The organism is Pseudideonella sakaiensis, assembly GCF_048320135.1.
Lineage (GTDB): Bacteria > Pseudomonadota > Gammaproteobacteria > Burkholderiales > Burkholderiaceae_C > Ideonella_A > Ideonella_A sakaiensis_A.
In genome coordinates this window covers 4,097,875-4,114,120 of sequence record NZ_CP182947.1, presented here as the reverse complement: position 1 = coordinate 4,114,120, position 16,246 = coordinate 4,097,875, and the positions used below count along the sequence as shown (strand labels likewise).

Genomic DNA, 16,246 nt, shown 5'->3' with positions numbered 1-16,246 from the left:
CAACAGGGACCGAAAAGGACGACGATGACTCCACTGCATGGCATTCGTGTGCTCGATCTGACCAGTTATCTGATGGGTCCCTTCGCGACCCAGATCCTCGGCGACATGGGTGCGGAGGTGATTAAGGTCGAGCCGCCCGAGGGCGATCTGGTGCGCGCAATCGGTCCGATGCCCGCACCCGGCCTGGGCGGCATGTTCATGCAGATCAACCGCAACAAGCGCAGCATCGTGCTCGACCTGAAGCAGCCCTCCGGCCGCGCCGCCGTACTGCGGCTCGCCGCGCACGCCGACATCTTCGTCTACAACGTGCGGCCGCAGGCGATGGCTCGCCTTGGCTTGTCCTACGACGCGGTGTCCGCCGTCAATCCCGGCGTGGTCTACATCGGCGCAGTCGGCTTTGGCCAGGACGGCCCCTATGCGGCGCTGCCGGCGCTGGACGATCTGATGCAGGGCATGGTTGCCATCCCCAGCCTGTTCGAACGCGCCGGCGGCGACGGTCCCCGTTACGCGCCGCTAGCGATGGCCGACCGTCATGTCGGCGTTGCGCTGGTCAACGCTGCGCTGGGCGGCCTGGTGCACAAACTGCGCACCGGCGAAGGCCAGGCGATTGAAGTGCCGATGTTCGAGACCATGGCCCAGGGAGTGCTGGGAGACCACCTGATGGGGTCCAGCTTCGATCCCCCGCTGGGGCCACCGGGATACACGCGCCATCTCAGCCGTGACCGACGGCCCTTTCGCACTGCCGACGGCCATGTCTGCGCCTTTCTGATCAACGACCGGCATTGGCAGTCGCTGCTGGAAGCTGTCGGCGAACCCGAGCGCATGCACGACCCGCGATTCGCCAACCTGCAGGCCCGCACCACGAATTCGGTCGAGGTCTACGGCTACCTCGAGACCTTGTTCCGCACCCAGACCACCGCGCATTGGCTGGAGCTGCTGCGCAAGGCCGATGTGCCGTCGGGGCCACTGCATTCGCTGGAGTCGCTTCTGCAGGATGAACACCTGAATGCGGTCGGCTTCTTCGAACGCCATGAGCACCCGAGCGCCGGGACCGTGGTCAGCTTGCGCTCGCCGTCCAGCTGGTCGCGAACGCCGCTCGAGGTGACCCGCCTGGCCCCCAGGCTGGGTGAACACAGCGCCGAGATCCTCAGCGAAGCTGGCTACTCGGCATCCGATATCGCGGCCATGGTAGCCAGCGGAGCGACCGCTTGTGGCGCAGACAAGGAGTGACGGAATGGAAGGCAAGATTGCATTGATAACCGGCGGTTCACGTGGCATCGGCTTCGCCATCGCCCGCGCATTGGCGCAACGTGGTGCCCAGGTGGTCGTTACCGGGCGCGATCCCGAGCATGGCGAGGAGGCAATGGCGACGCTGCGCGCCATCAATCCGAACGCTGCCTTCGAGGCCGGCGAAGCCGGCAACCACGCGGCCATGACTGCCATCATCGAGCGCACGGTGCAACGTGCCGGCGGACTCGACATGCTGGTCAGCGCCGGCGCGACCGGGCCGATCGGCCCGACTCCGTTTGCCGAGATGTCGGCCGAGCAGATCGAGTCATCGTTCAATGCCCGGCTGATGCCGAGGATCTTCCCGGTTCATGCCGCGCTGCCCGCGCTGCGCGCACGCGGTTCGGGATCGGTGATCATGGTCACCACCGACGCCGCCCGTCACCCGACGCCCGGTGAATCCGTGATCGGCGCGGTGGGTGCAGCCATCGTGTTGATGACCAAGGCCTTGGCGCGCGAATTCTCGCGCTGGAACATTCGCGTCAATTCGGTCGCCCTGACCCTGACGACCGACACGCCGGCCTGGGACCGCATATTCTCCAAGCCGGGTTTCGAGAACCGCCTGTTTTCGAAAGCACTGGAGCGCTTTCCGCAGGGCCGCGCACCGAGCGCCGCAGAAGTGGCCGAGGTGGCGGCATTTCTTGTCTCCGACGCGGCCTCGCAGGTCAATGGCCAGACCGTCAGCGTCAACGGCGGGCTGTCTTTCGGAGGGTGGTGAGAGCGTGCCGACCATCGCTGCCCGGGCAGCACGCACCACGCGCCCGTCAGACGCCGCGGAATTGCGGTTTGCGCTTTTCGAGCAGGGCGGCGATGCCCTCCTTGGCGTCAGCCATCTCGAGCGTGCGCGACTGGGCAAAGGCCTCGATTTCGCCGGCGGTCTTCGGGTCCCAGTTCAGGCCCCGGTAGAGCGAGCGCTTCATCATGCGCACGGCGGCCGGCGCGCAGGCGGCGATCTCGGCGGCCAGTTCGCGTGCCTTCGGCAGCACCTCGTCCGGCGCGACGGCATGGTTGGCGATGCCCATCTCGGCGGCCTGCGCGCCGGTGAACACCCGCCCGGTGAACAGCAGTTCGGCCGCCAGTGGCACGCTGACGATGCGCGGAAGCAGGTAGCTGATCGCCATGCCGGAGTGCAGGCCGAGGCGGGCGAAGTTGGCGCCGTAGCGCGCATCGCGATTGGCGATGCGCATGTCGCACACCAAGCCCAGCCCGAAGCCGCCGCCGATGGCATGGCCATTCATCGCCGCGATGACCGGCACCTCGACATCGAGGATTGTCAGAAAGGGCTTGTAGATGGCGGCAGTGGCCTCTTGCGGCAGTTCGCTGCCGCGGTCGAGGATGCCGCTGCGGAAATCGGCGCCGGAGCAGAAGTTGGCGCCGCTGCCAATGATGACGACGCAGCGGATCGTGCGGTCGGCCTTGACGCGGTCGATCACGACCTGAAATGCCTGCAGCATCTCTGGCGCCATCGCGTTGCGCTTGTCGGGGCGGTTGAGGGTGATCTCGCAGACGAGATCTCGCGTGCTGGCAAGCACTGCGGCTTCGGTCATGGTGTTTCCTTGGTTGAAGGCGTCGTCCGCCTGCATCGATTTTATGGACAGCCGCGCGTCCTGTCACCGCCGCCCCGTCGCCGCAATGCCGGCAAACTTCGACCCCGCTCCGTCACACCGTATTGGAGGAAGACATGAAGATTCTGAGCAGATACCTCGCCTCGCTGTGCTTCGCGGCACTTCTTTCGTCGAACGCCGCCTGGGCCCAGGCCTGGCCGTCCAGACCGATCCAGATGATCGTGCCGCAAGGTGCCGGTGGAAGCACCGACGCACTCGGGCGGCTGGTGGGCAAGGCGCTCGGCGAACGGCTGGGCCAGACGGTCGTCATCGACAACCGCGCCGGAGCCGGCGGCGTGCTGGGCGTGACGGCCGCCGTCAAAGCGCCTGCCGACGGCTACACCATTCTCCTCGGCTCGAATACGACGATGGCGGCGAACGCCTTCCTCTACGCCAATTTCCCGCTCGACCCCTTGAAGGACTTCGTGCCGCTCGCACTGGCCGCCGACGCGCCCTTCCTCTTCGCGGTGCCGGCGAACTCGCCGTTCAAGTCGATCCGCGATCTGATCGCAGCGGCCAAGGCCGCCCCCGGCAAGCTGAATTACGGCGCAGGCACCAGCTCGGCCCTGCTATGCATGGAGTTCTTCAAGGTGGCCGCAGGCGTTGATCTGACCCGCGTACCGTACAAGTCCTCGGCACAGGCCCTGACAGACCTGATTGGGGGCCAATTGGACGTGACCTGCGAACCCGTGTCCAGCAGCCAGCCGAACGTCCAGGCGGGCCGGCTTCGTGCACTCGCCCAGACCGGCCCAAAGCGGTCGCCTTTGGTGCCCGAGATGGAGACCATTGCGGAGCTCGGGGTCAAGAGCATGGCGTACACCGCCTGGGTGGCCTTCTACGCGCCGGCGGGTGTGCCCAAGGAAATCAGCAGCCGCCTGAGCAACGAGTTGTTGACGATCCTGAGAGATCCCGCCATGGCGGAGAAGGTCCGGGCCATCGGCTTTGCCCCCCAGCCCGGAGACCCGGAGGCGCTCGCCGCCACCCACCGCGCCGAGATGGCTTCGGTAGCGGCCGCCGTCAAGGCCGCCGGCATCAAGACCGAATGAACCGCGGGAACCGCGAGACCCACAACACCCTCGTGAACCCAGGCCGATGTATGACATGAATATCGCTCGATGGCTGATGGCGGTGTGCTCGAGTGCGCTGCTGGCGCCGAACCCTGCCCAGGCCCGAGGCTACCCGTCAACACCGATCCGTTTCATCATCCCCTACGCCCCCGGCGAGGCCACCGACATCATTGCGCGCCTGGTCAGCCAGAAGCTGACCGAGGCCTGGGGCCAGCCGGTCCTGGTCGAGAGCAAGCCCGGCGCCAACGGCATCATCGCCTCGGAGGCCGCGGCCAAGGCCGCCGCGGACGGCAACACCATCATGCTGGCGGTGCTCAGCACGCACGCGACCAATGCCTCGCTGTATAGCAAGTTGCCCTACGACCCGGTGCGCGACTTCACGCCGGTGGTGCGCGAGCGCCTGGCCACGCTCAACTACGAACCCGTGGGCAGCACGCCGGCCGAGTTAACGACGGCGATCGAGAACGACACCGTCAAGTGGCGGCGCGTGGTCAAGGAATCCAACTACAAGGCCGGAGAATGATGTTGCCAGACAAGGAAGAGTCTTTGCTCGTCGAAACCTACCTGGGCCGTGTGGCGCCGCTCGAGTGCGATCACCTCGGTCACATGAACGTGCAGTTCTACGTTGCCCGCGTCTCCGATGCCGCCTGGCATGTGATGGCCTCGATCGGCATCACCCCCGCGTTCATCCGCGAGCGCCGCCAGGCGCCGGCTGCGGTGCGACAGGAGATTTCGTACCTGAAGGAAGCGCTGGCCGGCGACATCTTGCGCATGGACAGCGGCGTGGTCGAGGCCAGCGACCGCAAACTGACCTTCTTCCATCGGCTGACCAAGGTCGAAACCGAACAGGTGGTGATGACATCGAAGGTCTTCACCGTCAACATGGATCTCGACGCGCGTCGCTCGACGCTGCTCGACCCGGCCGTGCTGGCGCTGGCGCGCGCGCGGCTGCTGCCCCAGGACGCGCTGTGAGTTCGCCGCCGCGCCCCACGGGTGAACAACCCGCTATGCAAAGCGCCGCTGCTGCCAGTGAGCTGTGGGTCACCGGCCGCGGCGCGATCAACCCCTGGGACTGCGACCAATGGGGCCACATGAACGTGCAGTTCTACCTGGCCAAGGCCAGCGATGCGCAGGCGGTGCTGGCAGCGAGGCTGGGCTTGTCGCCCTCGCGCGTGCGCGCTGCGGGCTGCCGGCCGCTGCCGGTAGCCGATCGAATCCTGTTCAAACGCGAATTGCTCGCCGGCGATATCTACTTCGTGCGCTCGGGCGTTCGATCCATCTCAGCGCAGGGCACGCTCGACATCGCCAGCCGCATGGTCAACGCGCAGACCGGGGTCGAGGCGGCAGCCTTCGAGACCCGCCTGGCCTGGGCCGATGCGGACGGCGCGACTGCGCTGGCCTGGCCCGACGACGTGCTGGCCGGTGCGCAGGCCGCTGCGGGCGAGTTGCCCGACGCGCCGCCGCCGCAGCAGCCCGTCGTGGCGCCGCCCGCCGCCACCTTCGACGCCCAGGCGCTGCTGCTCACCTACCGCGGCTCGGTCGAGTCTTGGGAATGCGATGTCCAGGGCATCGCGGCGCCGTGTGCCCACATCGCGCGCTTCGCCGAGTGCGCCAATCACCTGTTCCGCGCCATGGCCATGAGCAAGGGCGAACTGCGCAGCCGTGGGATCGGCTCTGCCGCGCTGGACTACGACATCGTCTACCGCCGGCCCATGCGAGTGGGCCAGGCCGTGGAAGTCCGCAGCGGACTGCTCAACGCGGGCGACAAGGTGTTCCACTTCTTCCATCACCTGGTCGACTCCGGCACCGGCGAGACAATCACCTCGATCGTTGTCGCGGCGGTTTTCTTCGATCTCGTCGCACGCAAGTCGGTGCCGCTGCCCGAGTTCGCACGACACGCCGCACAACGATTGATCCACGCCCTGCCGCCAACGGCGCCATCACGATGACTTCAGCCACCGTCCCGATGCAAGCCGAGGCCGCGCTGGCCGGGCTGCGCGTGCTCGATCTCTCGCGCGTGCTGGCCGGCCCTTTGTGCGCACAGATGCTCGCCGACCACGGGGCCGATGTCATCAAGGTCGAGCCACCAGCGGGCGACGAAACGCGCCACTTCGGCCCGCCCTTCGATGCTTCCGGCCAGGCCGCCTACTTCGGCGCGATCAACCGCGGCAAGCGCTCGATCGCGCTCGACCTGTCGATCGCGCCCGCCCGCGCCGTGCTCGAAAAGTTGCTCGACGGCGTCGATGTGCTGGTCGAAAACTTCCTGCCCGGCACGATGGAGAAGTGGGACCTGGGCTACGAGGGCGTGCTCGCCGCCCGCCACCCGCGGCTGATCTACTGCGCTGTCTCGGGCTTCGGTGCCGACGGGCCACTCGGCGGCCTGCCCGGCTACGACGCCGTGTTGCAGGCCATGGCCGGTGTGATGAGCGTCAACGGCACACCCGACTCGGGCGCGCTGCGCGTCGGTGTGCCGGTGGTGGACATCATGACCGGCTACAACGCCCTGGTCGGCGTGCTGCTGGCACTGGCGGCACGCCAGCGCAGCGGCCGTGGCCAACGGGTCGAAGCGACGCTGTTCGACACCGGCTTGGGCCTGCTGATCCCGCACGGCGCCAACTGGATGGCTTCGGGCAACACGCCGCAGCGCATGGGCAGTGCGCACCCGAATATCACGCCCTACGACAGCTTCAAGGCCCGCGACGGCGAGCTGTTCCTGGGCGTCGTCAACGACGGCCAGTTCCGCCGCTTCTGCGAGCATGTCGGTCGTGCCGAACTCGCTGTCGACCCGCGGTTCGCCGACAGCCGCGCGCGCCTGGCCAACCGCCCGGCCTTGCGCGCCGAGATCGAGACCACGCTCGCAGACGCATCGGTGGCCATCCTGTGCGAGCAGTTGATGCGCAAGGGCGTGCCCGCCGGGCCTGTCAACAGCGTGCCGCAGGCGCTGACGCAGCCGCATGCCGCGCACCGCCAGATGCTCGTCGAACACGACGGCCACCGCTCGCTCGGCATCCCGGTCAAGCTGTCGGCCAACCCGGGCCGGCCCGGCCACCGGCCGCCGCGACTGGGCGAACACGCGCCGGCGATCCTGGCTGAACTCGGCTATACGCCGGCACAAATCGCCACGCTGCGCGCCGAAGGGGCCATCGCGACGGGCAGCGCATGACAATGAGCCCGCTGTTCGCCGCGAGCACGAATGGCGCGGCGAACTGCGCGGACTTCAGGACCGTCGCTGGTCGAACGCCCTCCCGTAGACCATCGCCGCAATCGTGTTGCGCAGGATCTCCGTGGTCCCGCCGCCCAGTGCAAAGCCTCGCGAATCGCGAACCATGCGCTCCAGCGGCAGGTCACGCGTAAAACCGGCATGGCCGTGGATCTGCAGCGCCTCATTGGTTACGCGCTGCACCATCTCGTTGGCATAAAGCTTGGCCATCGCCGCTTCGAGAGGCTCGGGGAAACCATCAACCAAGTTGGTTGCCGCGCGGTAGATCATCAGGCGAGCAGCGTGCAGTTGCACCGCCATATCGGCGATCTTCCATTGCAGGCCCTGAAATTCGCAGATCGGGCGGCCGAACTGTTCGCGTTCCTGAGAATAGGCTTTGGCGGCCTCGTAGGCCGCCTGCGCCACTCCCAGGCACATCGCGGCATTACCGACTCGTTCGGGGCCGAACGAACTCATCAGGCGCTTGAAGCTGCGCGTGGAGTCCGGATCACCGGCGATGATGACGTTCTCGCGCGGTACTCGGCAATGGTCGAAATACAGCTCGGCCTCGGGCATGCCGCGTCCGCCCATCTTGCGCGCCTGCTGGCCAACCTCGAAACCCATGGTGCCGCGTTCGACCACCAACGCACCTATCCCGCGCGGTCCCCGGGTCTTGCCCCATCGTGCGAAGACGAAGATGTGGCTGGCCAGATGGCCGCCGGTGCAATAGGCCTTCTGGCCGTTGAGCACGATGGCGTCGCCATCCGGCGTGGCCGACGTGACCAGATCGGTCATGCCCGAGCCGGCGCCGGGTTCGCTGATGCCGATGGCGAACATGATGTCGCCGCGCGCGCAGCCCGGCAGCCAGCGCTGTTTCTGTTCTTCGTTGCCCATCACCGCGATCGCCCGCGACGGGCCATTGATGGCGATCTGTGCAACCACCGCAGTGTTGAAGCAAACCCGGGCGATCTCCTCCAGCAGGATCGTGCCCTGGATCACCGGCGCACCGGAGCCTCCAAAAGCTTCCGGGATGACGATGCCGAGGTAACCCAATCGGGCGAGCAGTGCGCGATTCTCCTCGGGAAATTCCTCCTTCTCATCCCAATGTGCCGCCTTGTCGCGAAAGGCGCGTTCGGCGGTCTTGCGGGCTTCCTGGCGAAACGCTTCGAGATCGGGGTCAAGTTGGAACATCATCACTCCGCTGATCAGTGGCCGACAAAGTTCGGTTTGCGCTTTTCACGAAACGCCGCGGCGCCTTCCTTGTGGTCATCACTCTGCAGCACGAGGTTCTGCACCTGAGATTCGAGCTCGAGAAAGGCCTCCAGGCCGGGTTGCACAGCGCCCCGAAACAAACGCTTGCCCATCGCCAGCGCAAAGGTGGCGGATTCGGCGAGTTCGTCGGCCAGCGCCGCAGCGCGTGCCTCGAGTTGCGCGTCGACCACGACTTCATTGATCAGGCCAAGTTGCAGAGCCTCGGCGGCATCGACCATGCGCGCCGACATCATCAGTTCGCGCGCCCGCGGCGCGCCGATGGCCTGGATCAGAAAATAGGCGGCGGCGCCATCAGGTGCCAGGCCGATTTTCTTGAATACCTGGGCGAAACGGGCGTTGTCCGAGGCCAATGTCAGATCGCAGGCCATTGCGAAGCTCCAGCCGACGCCCACCGTGGCACCGCGCACTGCCGCAATCACCGGCTTGTCGAGATTGGCCAGGCCGCTGATGACACGGTGGGCGCGATGCAGCCGTGCGCGGCCAGAAACGACATCAAAGCCGGTCATTGTGCCGATATCGGCACCGGCACAGAAGGCTCGCCCCTCGCCGCGCAACACGACCGCCCGCACGTTTGCGTCCTTCTGCAACTCCAGCGTGGCGTCGCCCAACTGCTCCATCATGTCGGGGGTCAACGCGTTCAGCCGTTCGGGTCGTGCAAGCACGAGATGCGCCACTGCGCCGTGGCGCTCTATTCGTATCGACATGGAGGTCTCCATCCTGTCATCCGATCAGGTCGGCGAATCAGGTCCGGCACGCAGTCGGTGCCGGCCGTTCGCCTCTGCGGTTAATCCGGGTCGCACAGAAACGGCCCACGTCACTGCATCAGGCGCGGCAGCCACAGTGCCATCTCCGGGAAGCTCAACATCAGGCCCAGCAATACGAAGATCGGCAGCATGAACAGCAACGCGCCTTTGTAGATGTTTCCCATCTTCAAACTGGGATTCACCCCCTTCAGCACAAAACAGCCCATGCCCACCGGAGGACTGATGAGGGCAACCTCGATCATCACGACCACCATGACGCCGAACCAGATAAGGTCGAAACCGAGCGCTTTGACCGTCGGCAGCAGGATCGGAATCGTGATGACGACCATTGCCAGCGCATCCATGATCGCGCCCAGCAGGAGATACAGAAGCAGGATGACCAGCATGATTGCGATCGGGTGCCAGCCCAGGCCGCTGATGAAATTGGCCAGATCGGCCGGCAAACGGGTGATCGCCAGAAAATAGTTGAGCACAAACGCGCCCAGAATGATCGCAAACAGAAAGCAGGTTACCTTGACCGTATTGCTGAGGCTGTGCAACAGATTTGCCCAAGTCATCCGTCCTCGGAGAAGGGCAATGATGAATGCGCCGACCGCGCCCACGCCGGCTGCCTCGGTAGGACTGAACAGCCCGGCATACATGCCACCGATGACCAGCACGAACAGGGCTGCGATCCAAAGGATCGATCGCAACGCAGACAAGCGCTCGCGCCACGAAGCCCGTTGCATGGCCGGTCCGAGACTCGGCTTCACCAACACCGCACCGTAGACGGTCAGCATGTAGAGCGCGGTCAAGACGAGGCCAGGGACGATGCCGGCAATCAGCAATTTGCCGATCGACTCCTCGGTCAGCATGCCGTAGATGATGAAAGCGGTGCTGGGCGGAATCAGGATGCCCAGCGTGCCGCCAGCCACCACAGCACCCGAACTGAGCGAATCGGAATACCCGGCATCCTGCATTTCCTTTGAGGCGACGATGCCCATCGTCGCCGTGCCCGCCACACTGGAGCCACATGCCGCCGCGAAAAGTGCCGATGCGCCGACCGTGGCCAATGCGAGGCCACCTTTCAAATTGCCCAGCCACTTGCGGAAGACGTCGAACAGTTCGCCGCTGATGCCCGAGATGAAGACAAGCTCGCTCATCAGAACGAACATCGGGATCGTCGACAAGGTATAGCTGGCGCTGTGCCCCCAGATCACCGTATTGAGCACGGTGGTCATCGGTTCCCAGCCACGCAGGAACCAGGCACCGGCGATACCGGGAACGCACATTGCAATCGCAATCGGGACGCGCAGGAACATCAGCAGAAACATAATGGCAAGACCGATCAGCCCCACGACCTCCACAGCGACATTCATGGATTTCCCCCACCGGCGAGGGCGCGGCCGGAATCAGTCTTCGTGGCTGGCTTCTCCGCAAGACTGACGATCGCCTGCAGCCCCCAGAGCAGGAACCCGAGACTCACCATGATCTTGAACGGAAACAGCGGAATCGAAAGAAAGTCGGTGGATATCGAACTACCGGTGGCGTAGTCGTACGCCATGCGCAGATTGGCCCAGCCGATCAGCAGGCAGGTGCCCGCAATCAACATGACCGCCAGCACGTCCAGCTTGGCCTGCCAGCGCGGCGAAAAGCGGTCGACCAGCAGACCGATCGAGATGTGACCGCCGACCTTGTGCGTGTAGGCCAAGCCCAGCATCACCACGCCCACCATCATCAGCTCGACCAACTCGTGCTCGCCACCGAGCGGCGTCGATGTGGCCCGCAGCACCACCGACACGGCGATCAGCAGTGCCATCGCCGCGACGCATGCGACCGACAACCAGCGAAATATCGTCGTCAATATTGCGACGGCAGAACTCAAAATCTTCATGCGGATTCCTTCGTGGAGGACAAACGTCGGGGGGCAAAGCCTAGGCAACGCTCAACAAGTCCCTCGCTCCGAGTTCGCGGAGGACGGCCTCAGCGTGGATACCTAGAACGGTGAGGTCAGACCGTGCTTCTTCATGGTCGTCTTGAATGCGCCCATCATTTCTTCCCCGGGATAGCCGCGCTTGTTCGCCTCCTCCACCCAGTCAGTCCAGGCCGGTGCGGTCGGGCGCACGAACTTCAGCCGCTCCTCGCTCGACAGTGCGATGATTTCGCCTTGGCCTTTGGCCTTGAAGGTTTCGCGCATCTTGGCGTAGGCCTCTTCGGTCGTCTGGTCGTAGGTGTTGGTGATCATCTGCAGCAGCGCCGGATTCAGTTCCTGATCGAACTGCTTCTTCAGGTCGGCCGGCAGCGCGTCGTAGAACGACTTGTTCATGATCATCCCGCCGACGACGACAGGCGCGGTGAGCTGGGTGACGTAAGGAGCGGTTTCATAGAACTTGTATCCCATCGCACTGCCAGGCGTCGTCAACAAGACGTCCAGCGTGCCGCGCTCGAGCGCCGAATACACCTCCTCGAGCTTCATCGGCAGCGGCACCGCGCCCCAATCCTTGCTGATCTGCACCCAGGCCTTTCCGGGCACCCGAACCTTCTTGTTGTGCATGTCGGCGAAGTTTCGGATCGGCTTCGAACTCATCAAGACATAGGGATCGCTGGTAAAGACGCCCATGTTCTTGACGCCGATCTTTTCGAAGGCATCGGCGGCGTACTTGTCGGTGAACTCGGTCATGACCTTTGCGCCGACCTTCGGTCCGGAGATTGCAAATGGCAATTCACCGATCGTCAGCTTGAACAATGGGGTGTCGTAGTAGTAGCCTGCGATCATCAGACCGACCTGATAAACACCGCCCTTGACATCGTCGATCACCGCCCGCGATCCGCCCAGTACGCCGCCATGGTGGAGGTTCACCTTGACGCGGTTCTGGGTCTTTTCTTCGACCATCTTCTTCCACGGCTCGTAGGCGTTGACGTTGAGATGGTGTGTGCTGGGCAGAAAGTTGCCCAGATCGAGCCGGATCGGCTCGACCGCCGAGGCGGCGCCGCCGGCAAGCGCCAGCAGTGCCGCGCTGCACAGAATGTTCGGGAGATTCGGGATCTTCATTCAGGACTCCTTGAACCTTTGCAGGGTGTTGCGCAATGGATGCCGCAGCGATAGCGCGCTCGGGCTGCGGCAGAAATCAGAACGGGGATGTCAAACCGTTCTTCTTCAGGATGGCCTTGAAATCGGCCATCATGGCTTCGCCCGGATAGCCACGCTTGTTTGCCTCCTGCACCCAGGCGGCCCATTCCGGTTCAGTGCGGCCCACGAACTTGGCCTTTTCCTCGGGTGACAGCGTGATGACCTCACCCCTTCCGCTGGCCTTGAAGACCTGGCTCATCTTCTCCAGTGCGTCGGCGGCGCCTTGGGCGTAGCCGGCCACGACCATCTTCATCAGCGCCGGGTTCAACTCGTTGTCGAACATCTTCTTCAAGTCGTCAGGCAACTTGTTGTAGAAGGTCTGGTTCATGATCAGTCCACCGATGATGATCGGCGCCTCGACCTTCGTCACGTAGGGCGCGGGCTCGTAGTATTTCCAGCCCATTGCGCCGGTCGGCGAATATTGGGCCACATCGAGCGTGCCGCGTTCCAGCGCCGTGTACATTTCCTCTGGCTGCATCGGAACCGGTACCGCTCCCCAGTCCTTGGCGATCTGGACCCAGGCTTTTCCGGGTGCCCGCAACTTCTTTCCCTTCAGGTCGGCTAGCCCGCGGATCGGTTTGGTACTGAACATCACATATGCGTCAGAAACGAAGACGCCCATGTTCTTGACCTTCAGCTGGTCGAACACCTCGTTGCCATACTTGTCGACGAACTCGTTCATCACCTTGGTTGCGACGACCGGCTCTGGCAGCGCAAAAGGCAGCTCGCCGATCAGGAACTTGAAGAGTGGCGTCTCGTAGTAGTAGGCATCGACGAGCAGGCCGACATGGTAGACACCGCCCTTCACGTCATTCAACACCGCGCGCGACGAGCCCAGGACACCACCGTGGTACAGATTGACCTTGACCCGGCCGCCCGTCCTTTCTTCGACCAGAGCTTTCCAGGGTTCGAAGGAATTCTTCGATTGCGCCGAAGTACTGGGCAGCCAGTTGCCGAACTCGAGTTGAATGGGATCGGCTGCCCTGACCGCCGGCGCGGCGCAGATCAGCAGGGAGGACGCAGCGAGTGCGAAGAGTTGACGTCTTGTCTTGATGGGCATTGGTAGGTTCTCCTTTTCAAGTGGATGGCGCTGGTCGTTTCTCAGCTGGTGTATGGGTGACGAGTGCTATTGATCGGCAAAAGCTCCTTCAACACTCGTCGCGCGCGTCGGCGCCGGGAAGATGTGACCGGCAATGACGTTTTTTTGCGTCTGGGTGGTGCCTCCCGTCAGCGTGAGCATGCGGACGTCGCGGACCATGCGCTCCAGCGGCAACGACCCGAAGTAGCCATAGCCACCGAACATCTGCTGGCATTGCACGGTGACGCGCTGTGCCATCTCGGTGGCAAACACCTTGGCGATCGAGCACAGCTGCGGATCGGGCGTGCCGGCATCGATCAGCGCCAGCGCCTTGTAGCAAAGGCAGCGTGCGGCCTCGATCTCGATCAGCGCGTCGGCCATCAACCAGCGCAGGCCCTGCATCTCGCTCAATTTCTGGCCGAACTGCTCGCGCACCGTCATGTACTCGCGAGCCAGATCGAACGCGCCCTCGGCCACGCCCAGCGCCATCACACCCATGCCCACGCGGGTGCCGTTGTAGATGGTCAGCGGCTTGACGAAGCCAAGTGAATTCTGCGGATCGCCGAGGGTCACGACGTTGGTCGCCGGCACGCGCACGTTATCGAAGAACAGTTCGTTCTCGGCCGCACCTCGCACGCCCATCTTGCCTTCGAGCTTGCGCACCGTCAGGCCCGGCCGATCGCTTTCGACGACGATGGTGCCGATGCCCTTGGCACCGTTCGAGACCCCGAAGCGCGCGTAAACCAAGTGCATGTCGGCACGGTCTCCGAAGGTCGTGAAGATCTTGCTTCCGTTGATCAGGTATTGGTCGACATCGCGGACGGCGGCGGTGCGGATGGCAGTGCCATCAGAACCGGCCTGCGGCTCGGTCCAGGCAATGCTGCATTCGAGTTCACCGGTGACAAACCGCGGCACCAGCCTGCGCTTCAGTTGTTCGGGGCCGTGATTGGCAATGATGCGCGGCGAAACGTTCTGGTCGTGGACGATCATTGCGGTCAACAGATCCACCTTGGCAAGTTCCTCTATCACCAGGTAGGTACTGACCAGGCCAGCGCCAGCGCCGCCATATTCCTTGTCGATGCTCAAGCCCAGATAGCCCAGTTCAGCCAGGCGATGCTTGTTCTCCTCGGGGAAGGTTTCTTCCCGATCCCAGCGCGCAGCTCGCGAACGAAACTCCTGCTGCGCCAGCTTGCGTGCTGCGTCGCGCAACATCACCTGTTCTTCGGTCAGATCGAAATCCATGCGGTTGCTCACTTTGCCTTCAGGCCAAGCAGCCCGGCGATCAGGTTGCGCTGCATCTGCGACCTGCCCGCGGTGATGGTGGTGACACGCGCGTCGCGGCCGCCTACCGACTCCGGGAACGGCATGCGCAGCAGACCCATCTCGACGAAGGCCTGGTACAACTCGTAGGGGTAGTGCGGCTCGACATCGCAGCGCCGGATGTACTCGGGCGTGGCGACGCGGTCGAGCATCGCGCGCGCGCTGTCGCGCAGCAGATTTTGTTCTTCGGTGAAGCTGAAGTTCATTTCGAGATGCTTTTGCGGTTGAACGTCAGCGCGCCACGAACGGAGGCAGACCGGTCTGCACCGTCAGACCGCCGTCGGCCACCAGCGCGGCACCGGTGATGAACGAAGCCCCGTCCGAGGCAAGGAAGAGGATGGCGTCGGCGATCTCGTCGGCCTTGCCCATGCGGCCCAGCGGATGCACGGCCGCCATCGAACGGCGCACCTCGTCGGCGCGCGCGCCGGCCAGCACCTGCGTCACGCGGGTGTCGATGCCCCCCGGGCAGACGCAGTTGATGCGTATGCCGTCCTGCGCGCACTCCAGCGCCGCCGACCGCGTCAGGTTGATGACCCCGGCCTTCGCCGCGTTATAGGCCGACATGCCGTAGTCGCCAGCGGTGCCGGAGATCGACGCCGTATTTACCACCGCCCCGCGGCCTTGGCGCCGCATCACCGGCAGGACGTACTTCAGCCCCAGGAAGACGCTGGTCAGAGTTACCGCCATGATGCGGTTCCAGCTGTCGAGCGAATAGTCTGCCAGCAGCGCCGGCTCGCCGTAGCCGGCGTTGTTGACCAGCACGTCGACGCCGCCGTAGCGGTCGAGCGCAAGCTGCACGGTCGCCTGCACCGCGGCGGGATCGGCAGCGTCCATCTTGATCCAGGCCGCGTCACCGCCCTGCGCGACAACGCCGGCGGCCGTCTCCTCGGCTCGCTTGCCGCTCAGGTCGGCGACCACGACGTGTGCACCTTCGCGCGCGAAAGCCCGCGCGGTCGCGGCGCCGATACCGGCGCCTGCCGCGGTGACGATCGCGGTGCGCCCATTGAATCTTCCGTTCATGGCGTGGCCCGGCCTCAGCGCTTCAGTGTTCGACGGCGCCCTTGGGCAGGAAAGTGATGGTTTCGGTGAACTCGACCAGTACCTCGCCGTGCTGGTTGATGACGCGGTGGCGCAGGTCCATCAGCGTGTAGCCACGCGAACTCGGCGGGCGGAGCCAAGCCTCGCCCTCAACGTGCACCGTGTCGCCCGGGAACAGCGCCGCCTTGATACGCGCGTCCACGCCGGTCATGCCGCCGAAGGGGCCATGCTCGCGGCCTTCCAGCACCTTGTCGATGATGCCGGCCACGGTCGGCGCCAACAGCCCCATGCCGACCGAGATGATCATCGGCCCGGGAGCGAAACGGTTGCGGTGCTTGCCTGACATGTTCGCCTTGATGTATTCCATGTCGATGAAGAAGGGCTCGTGCAGGCCCACGACATTAACGAAGGTGACGATGTCGGTCTCGGTGATGGTGCGGTTGTGCGTCTTGAAGGGCACCGGTTTGGCACCGGCCGGGATATCCATGGACATGTTTCTTCTCCTTAG

At 64.5% G+C, this 16,246-nt stretch carries 18 protein-coding genes; 7 read left to right on the top strand and 11 right to left on the bottom strand.

What is annotated here, in order from left to right:
- Nucleotides 1-24: 24 nt before the first annotated feature.
- Both ACNH6H_RS18860 and ACNH6H_RS18855 read left to right on the top strand, forming a co-directional pair.
- Nucleotides 25-1,230, top strand: a complete 1,206-nt coding sequence (locus tag ACNH6H_RS18860; protein ID WP_418319834.1) for a CaiB/BaiF CoA transferase family protein — start codon at nt 25-27, stop codon at nt 1,228-1,230.
- A 4-nt stretch (nt 1,231-1,234) separates the two neighbouring features.
- Nucleotides 1,235-2,005: an SDR family NAD(P)-dependent oxidoreductase gene (locus tag ACNH6H_RS18855; protein WP_418319833.1), complete on the top strand. Its 771-nt coding sequence runs from the start codon at nt 1,235-1,237 to the stop codon at nt 2,003-2,005.
- 46 nt (nt 2,006-2,051) lie between these two features.
- On the opposite strand, the gene ACNH6H_RS18850 is transcribed toward ACNH6H_RS18855, so the two are convergent.
- The gene (locus tag ACNH6H_RS18850; RefSeq protein ID WP_418319832.1) at nt 2,052-2,834 is read right to left on the bottom strand and encodes an enoyl-CoA hydratase/isomerase family protein; all 783 of its coding nucleotides are present in this window, start codon (nt 2,832-2,834) and stop codon (nt 2,052-2,054) included.
- Nucleotides 2,835-2,968: 134 nt separating this feature from the next.
- Here ACNH6H_RS18850 and ACNH6H_RS18845 point away from each other — a divergent pair, with 134 nt between their 5' ends.
- The 5 genes from ACNH6H_RS18845 to ACNH6H_RS18825 are packed head-to-tail and all read left to right on the top strand — an operon-like array spanning nt 2,969 to nt 7,121.
- Entirely contained in the window at nt 2,969-3,937 is a 969-nt protein-coding gene (locus ACNH6H_RS18845; RefSeq protein ID WP_418319831.1) for a Bug family tripartite tricarboxylate transporter substrate binding protein, read from the top strand.
- A 46-nt stretch (nt 3,938-3,983) separates the two neighbouring features.
- Nucleotides 3,984-4,481, top strand: coding sequence for a Bug family tripartite tricarboxylate transporter substrate binding protein (locus ACNH6H_RS18840; RefSeq protein ID WP_418319829.1), 498 nt, complete (start codon nt 3,984-3,986; stop codon nt 4,479-4,481).
- Entirely contained in the window at nt 4,478-4,930 is a 453-nt protein-coding gene (locus tag ACNH6H_RS18835) for an acyl-CoA thioesterase (RefSeq protein WP_418319828.1), read from the top strand. Before ACNH6H_RS18840 ends, ACNH6H_RS18835 begins: the two co-directional genes overlap by 4 nt.
- A gap of 35 nt (nt 4,931-4,965) precedes the next feature.
- Complete coding sequence (locus ACNH6H_RS18830) at nt 4,966-5,907, top strand: thioesterase family protein (RefSeq protein ID WP_418319827.1); 942 nt, start codon at nt 4,966-4,968, stop codon at nt 5,905-5,907.
- Nucleotides 5,904-7,121: a CaiB/BaiF CoA transferase family protein gene (locus ACNH6H_RS18825; protein WP_418319826.1), complete on the top strand. Its 1,218-nt coding sequence runs from the start codon at nt 5,904-5,906 to the stop codon at nt 7,119-7,121. Before ACNH6H_RS18830 ends, ACNH6H_RS18825 begins: the two co-directional genes overlap by 4 nt.
- A 54-nt stretch (nt 7,122-7,175) precedes the next feature.
- Here the strand turns inward: ACNH6H_RS18825 and ACNH6H_RS18820 are convergent, their stop codons facing one another.
- From ACNH6H_RS18820 to ACNH6H_RS18775, 10 genes are all read right to left on the bottom strand, one after another.
- Nucleotides 7,176-8,348 carry an acyl-CoA dehydrogenase family protein gene (locus ACNH6H_RS18820; RefSeq protein ID WP_418319825.1) on the bottom strand — a complete coding sequence of 391 codons (1,173 nt, stop codon included), beginning with the start codon at nt 8,346-8,348 and terminating at the stop codon, nt 7,176-7,178.
- A 14-nt stretch (nt 8,349-8,362) separates the two neighbouring features.
- Nucleotides 8,363-9,145: an enoyl-CoA hydratase/isomerase family protein gene (locus ACNH6H_RS18815; RefSeq protein WP_418319824.1), complete on the bottom strand. Its 783-nt coding sequence runs from the start codon at nt 9,143-9,145 to the stop codon at nt 8,363-8,365.
- Nucleotides 9,146-9,243: 98 nt separating this feature from the next.
- Nucleotides 9,244-10,551 carry a TRAP transporter large permease gene (locus ACNH6H_RS18810; RefSeq protein WP_418319822.1) on the bottom strand — a complete coding sequence of 436 codons (1,308 nt, stop codon included), beginning with the start codon at nt 10,549-10,551 and terminating at the stop codon, nt 9,244-9,246.
- Nucleotides 10,548-11,066 (bottom strand): TRAP transporter small permease, encoded by a 519-nt coding sequence (locus tag ACNH6H_RS18805; RefSeq protein ID WP_418319820.1) that lies wholly within the window; start codon nt 11,064-11,066, stop codon nt 10,548-10,550. Before ACNH6H_RS18805 ends, ACNH6H_RS18810 begins: the two co-directional genes overlap by 4 nt.
- 102 nt (nt 11,067-11,168) lie before the next feature.
- Complete coding sequence (gene dctP, locus ACNH6H_RS18800; RefSeq protein ID WP_418319819.1) at nt 11,169-12,224, bottom strand: TRAP transporter substrate-binding protein DctP; 1,056 nt, start codon at nt 12,222-12,224, stop codon at nt 11,169-11,171.
- A gap of 76 nt (nt 12,225-12,300) precedes the next feature.
- Nucleotides 12,301-13,362 (bottom strand): TRAP transporter substrate-binding protein, encoded by a 1,062-nt coding sequence (locus ACNH6H_RS18795; protein ID WP_418319818.1) that lies wholly within the window; start codon nt 13,360-13,362, stop codon nt 12,301-12,303.
- Nucleotides 13,363-13,428: 66 nt separating this feature from the next.
- Complete coding sequence (locus ACNH6H_RS18790) at nt 13,429-14,622, bottom strand: acyl-CoA dehydrogenase family protein (RefSeq protein WP_418319817.1); 1,194 nt, start codon at nt 14,620-14,622, stop codon at nt 13,429-13,431.
- Between the two features lie 8 nt (nt 14,623-14,630).
- Complete coding sequence (locus tag ACNH6H_RS18785; RefSeq protein WP_418319816.1) at nt 14,631-14,906, bottom strand: acyl-CoA dehydrogenase family protein; 276 nt, start codon at nt 14,904-14,906, stop codon at nt 14,631-14,633.
- Between the two features lie 25 nt (nt 14,907-14,931).
- Nucleotides 14,932-15,720 carry an SDR family NAD(P)-dependent oxidoreductase gene (locus tag ACNH6H_RS18780; RefSeq protein ID WP_418319815.1) on the bottom strand — a complete coding sequence of 263 codons (789 nt, stop codon included), beginning with the start codon at nt 15,718-15,720 and terminating at the stop codon, nt 14,932-14,934.
- Nucleotides 15,721-15,742: 22 nt separating this feature from the next.
- A complete protein-coding gene (locus ACNH6H_RS18775; protein ID WP_418319814.1) occupies nt 15,743-16,231 on the bottom strand; it encodes a MaoC family dehydratase in 489 nt (162 codons plus the stop codon).
- Nucleotides 16,232-16,246 lie beyond the last annotated feature (15 nt).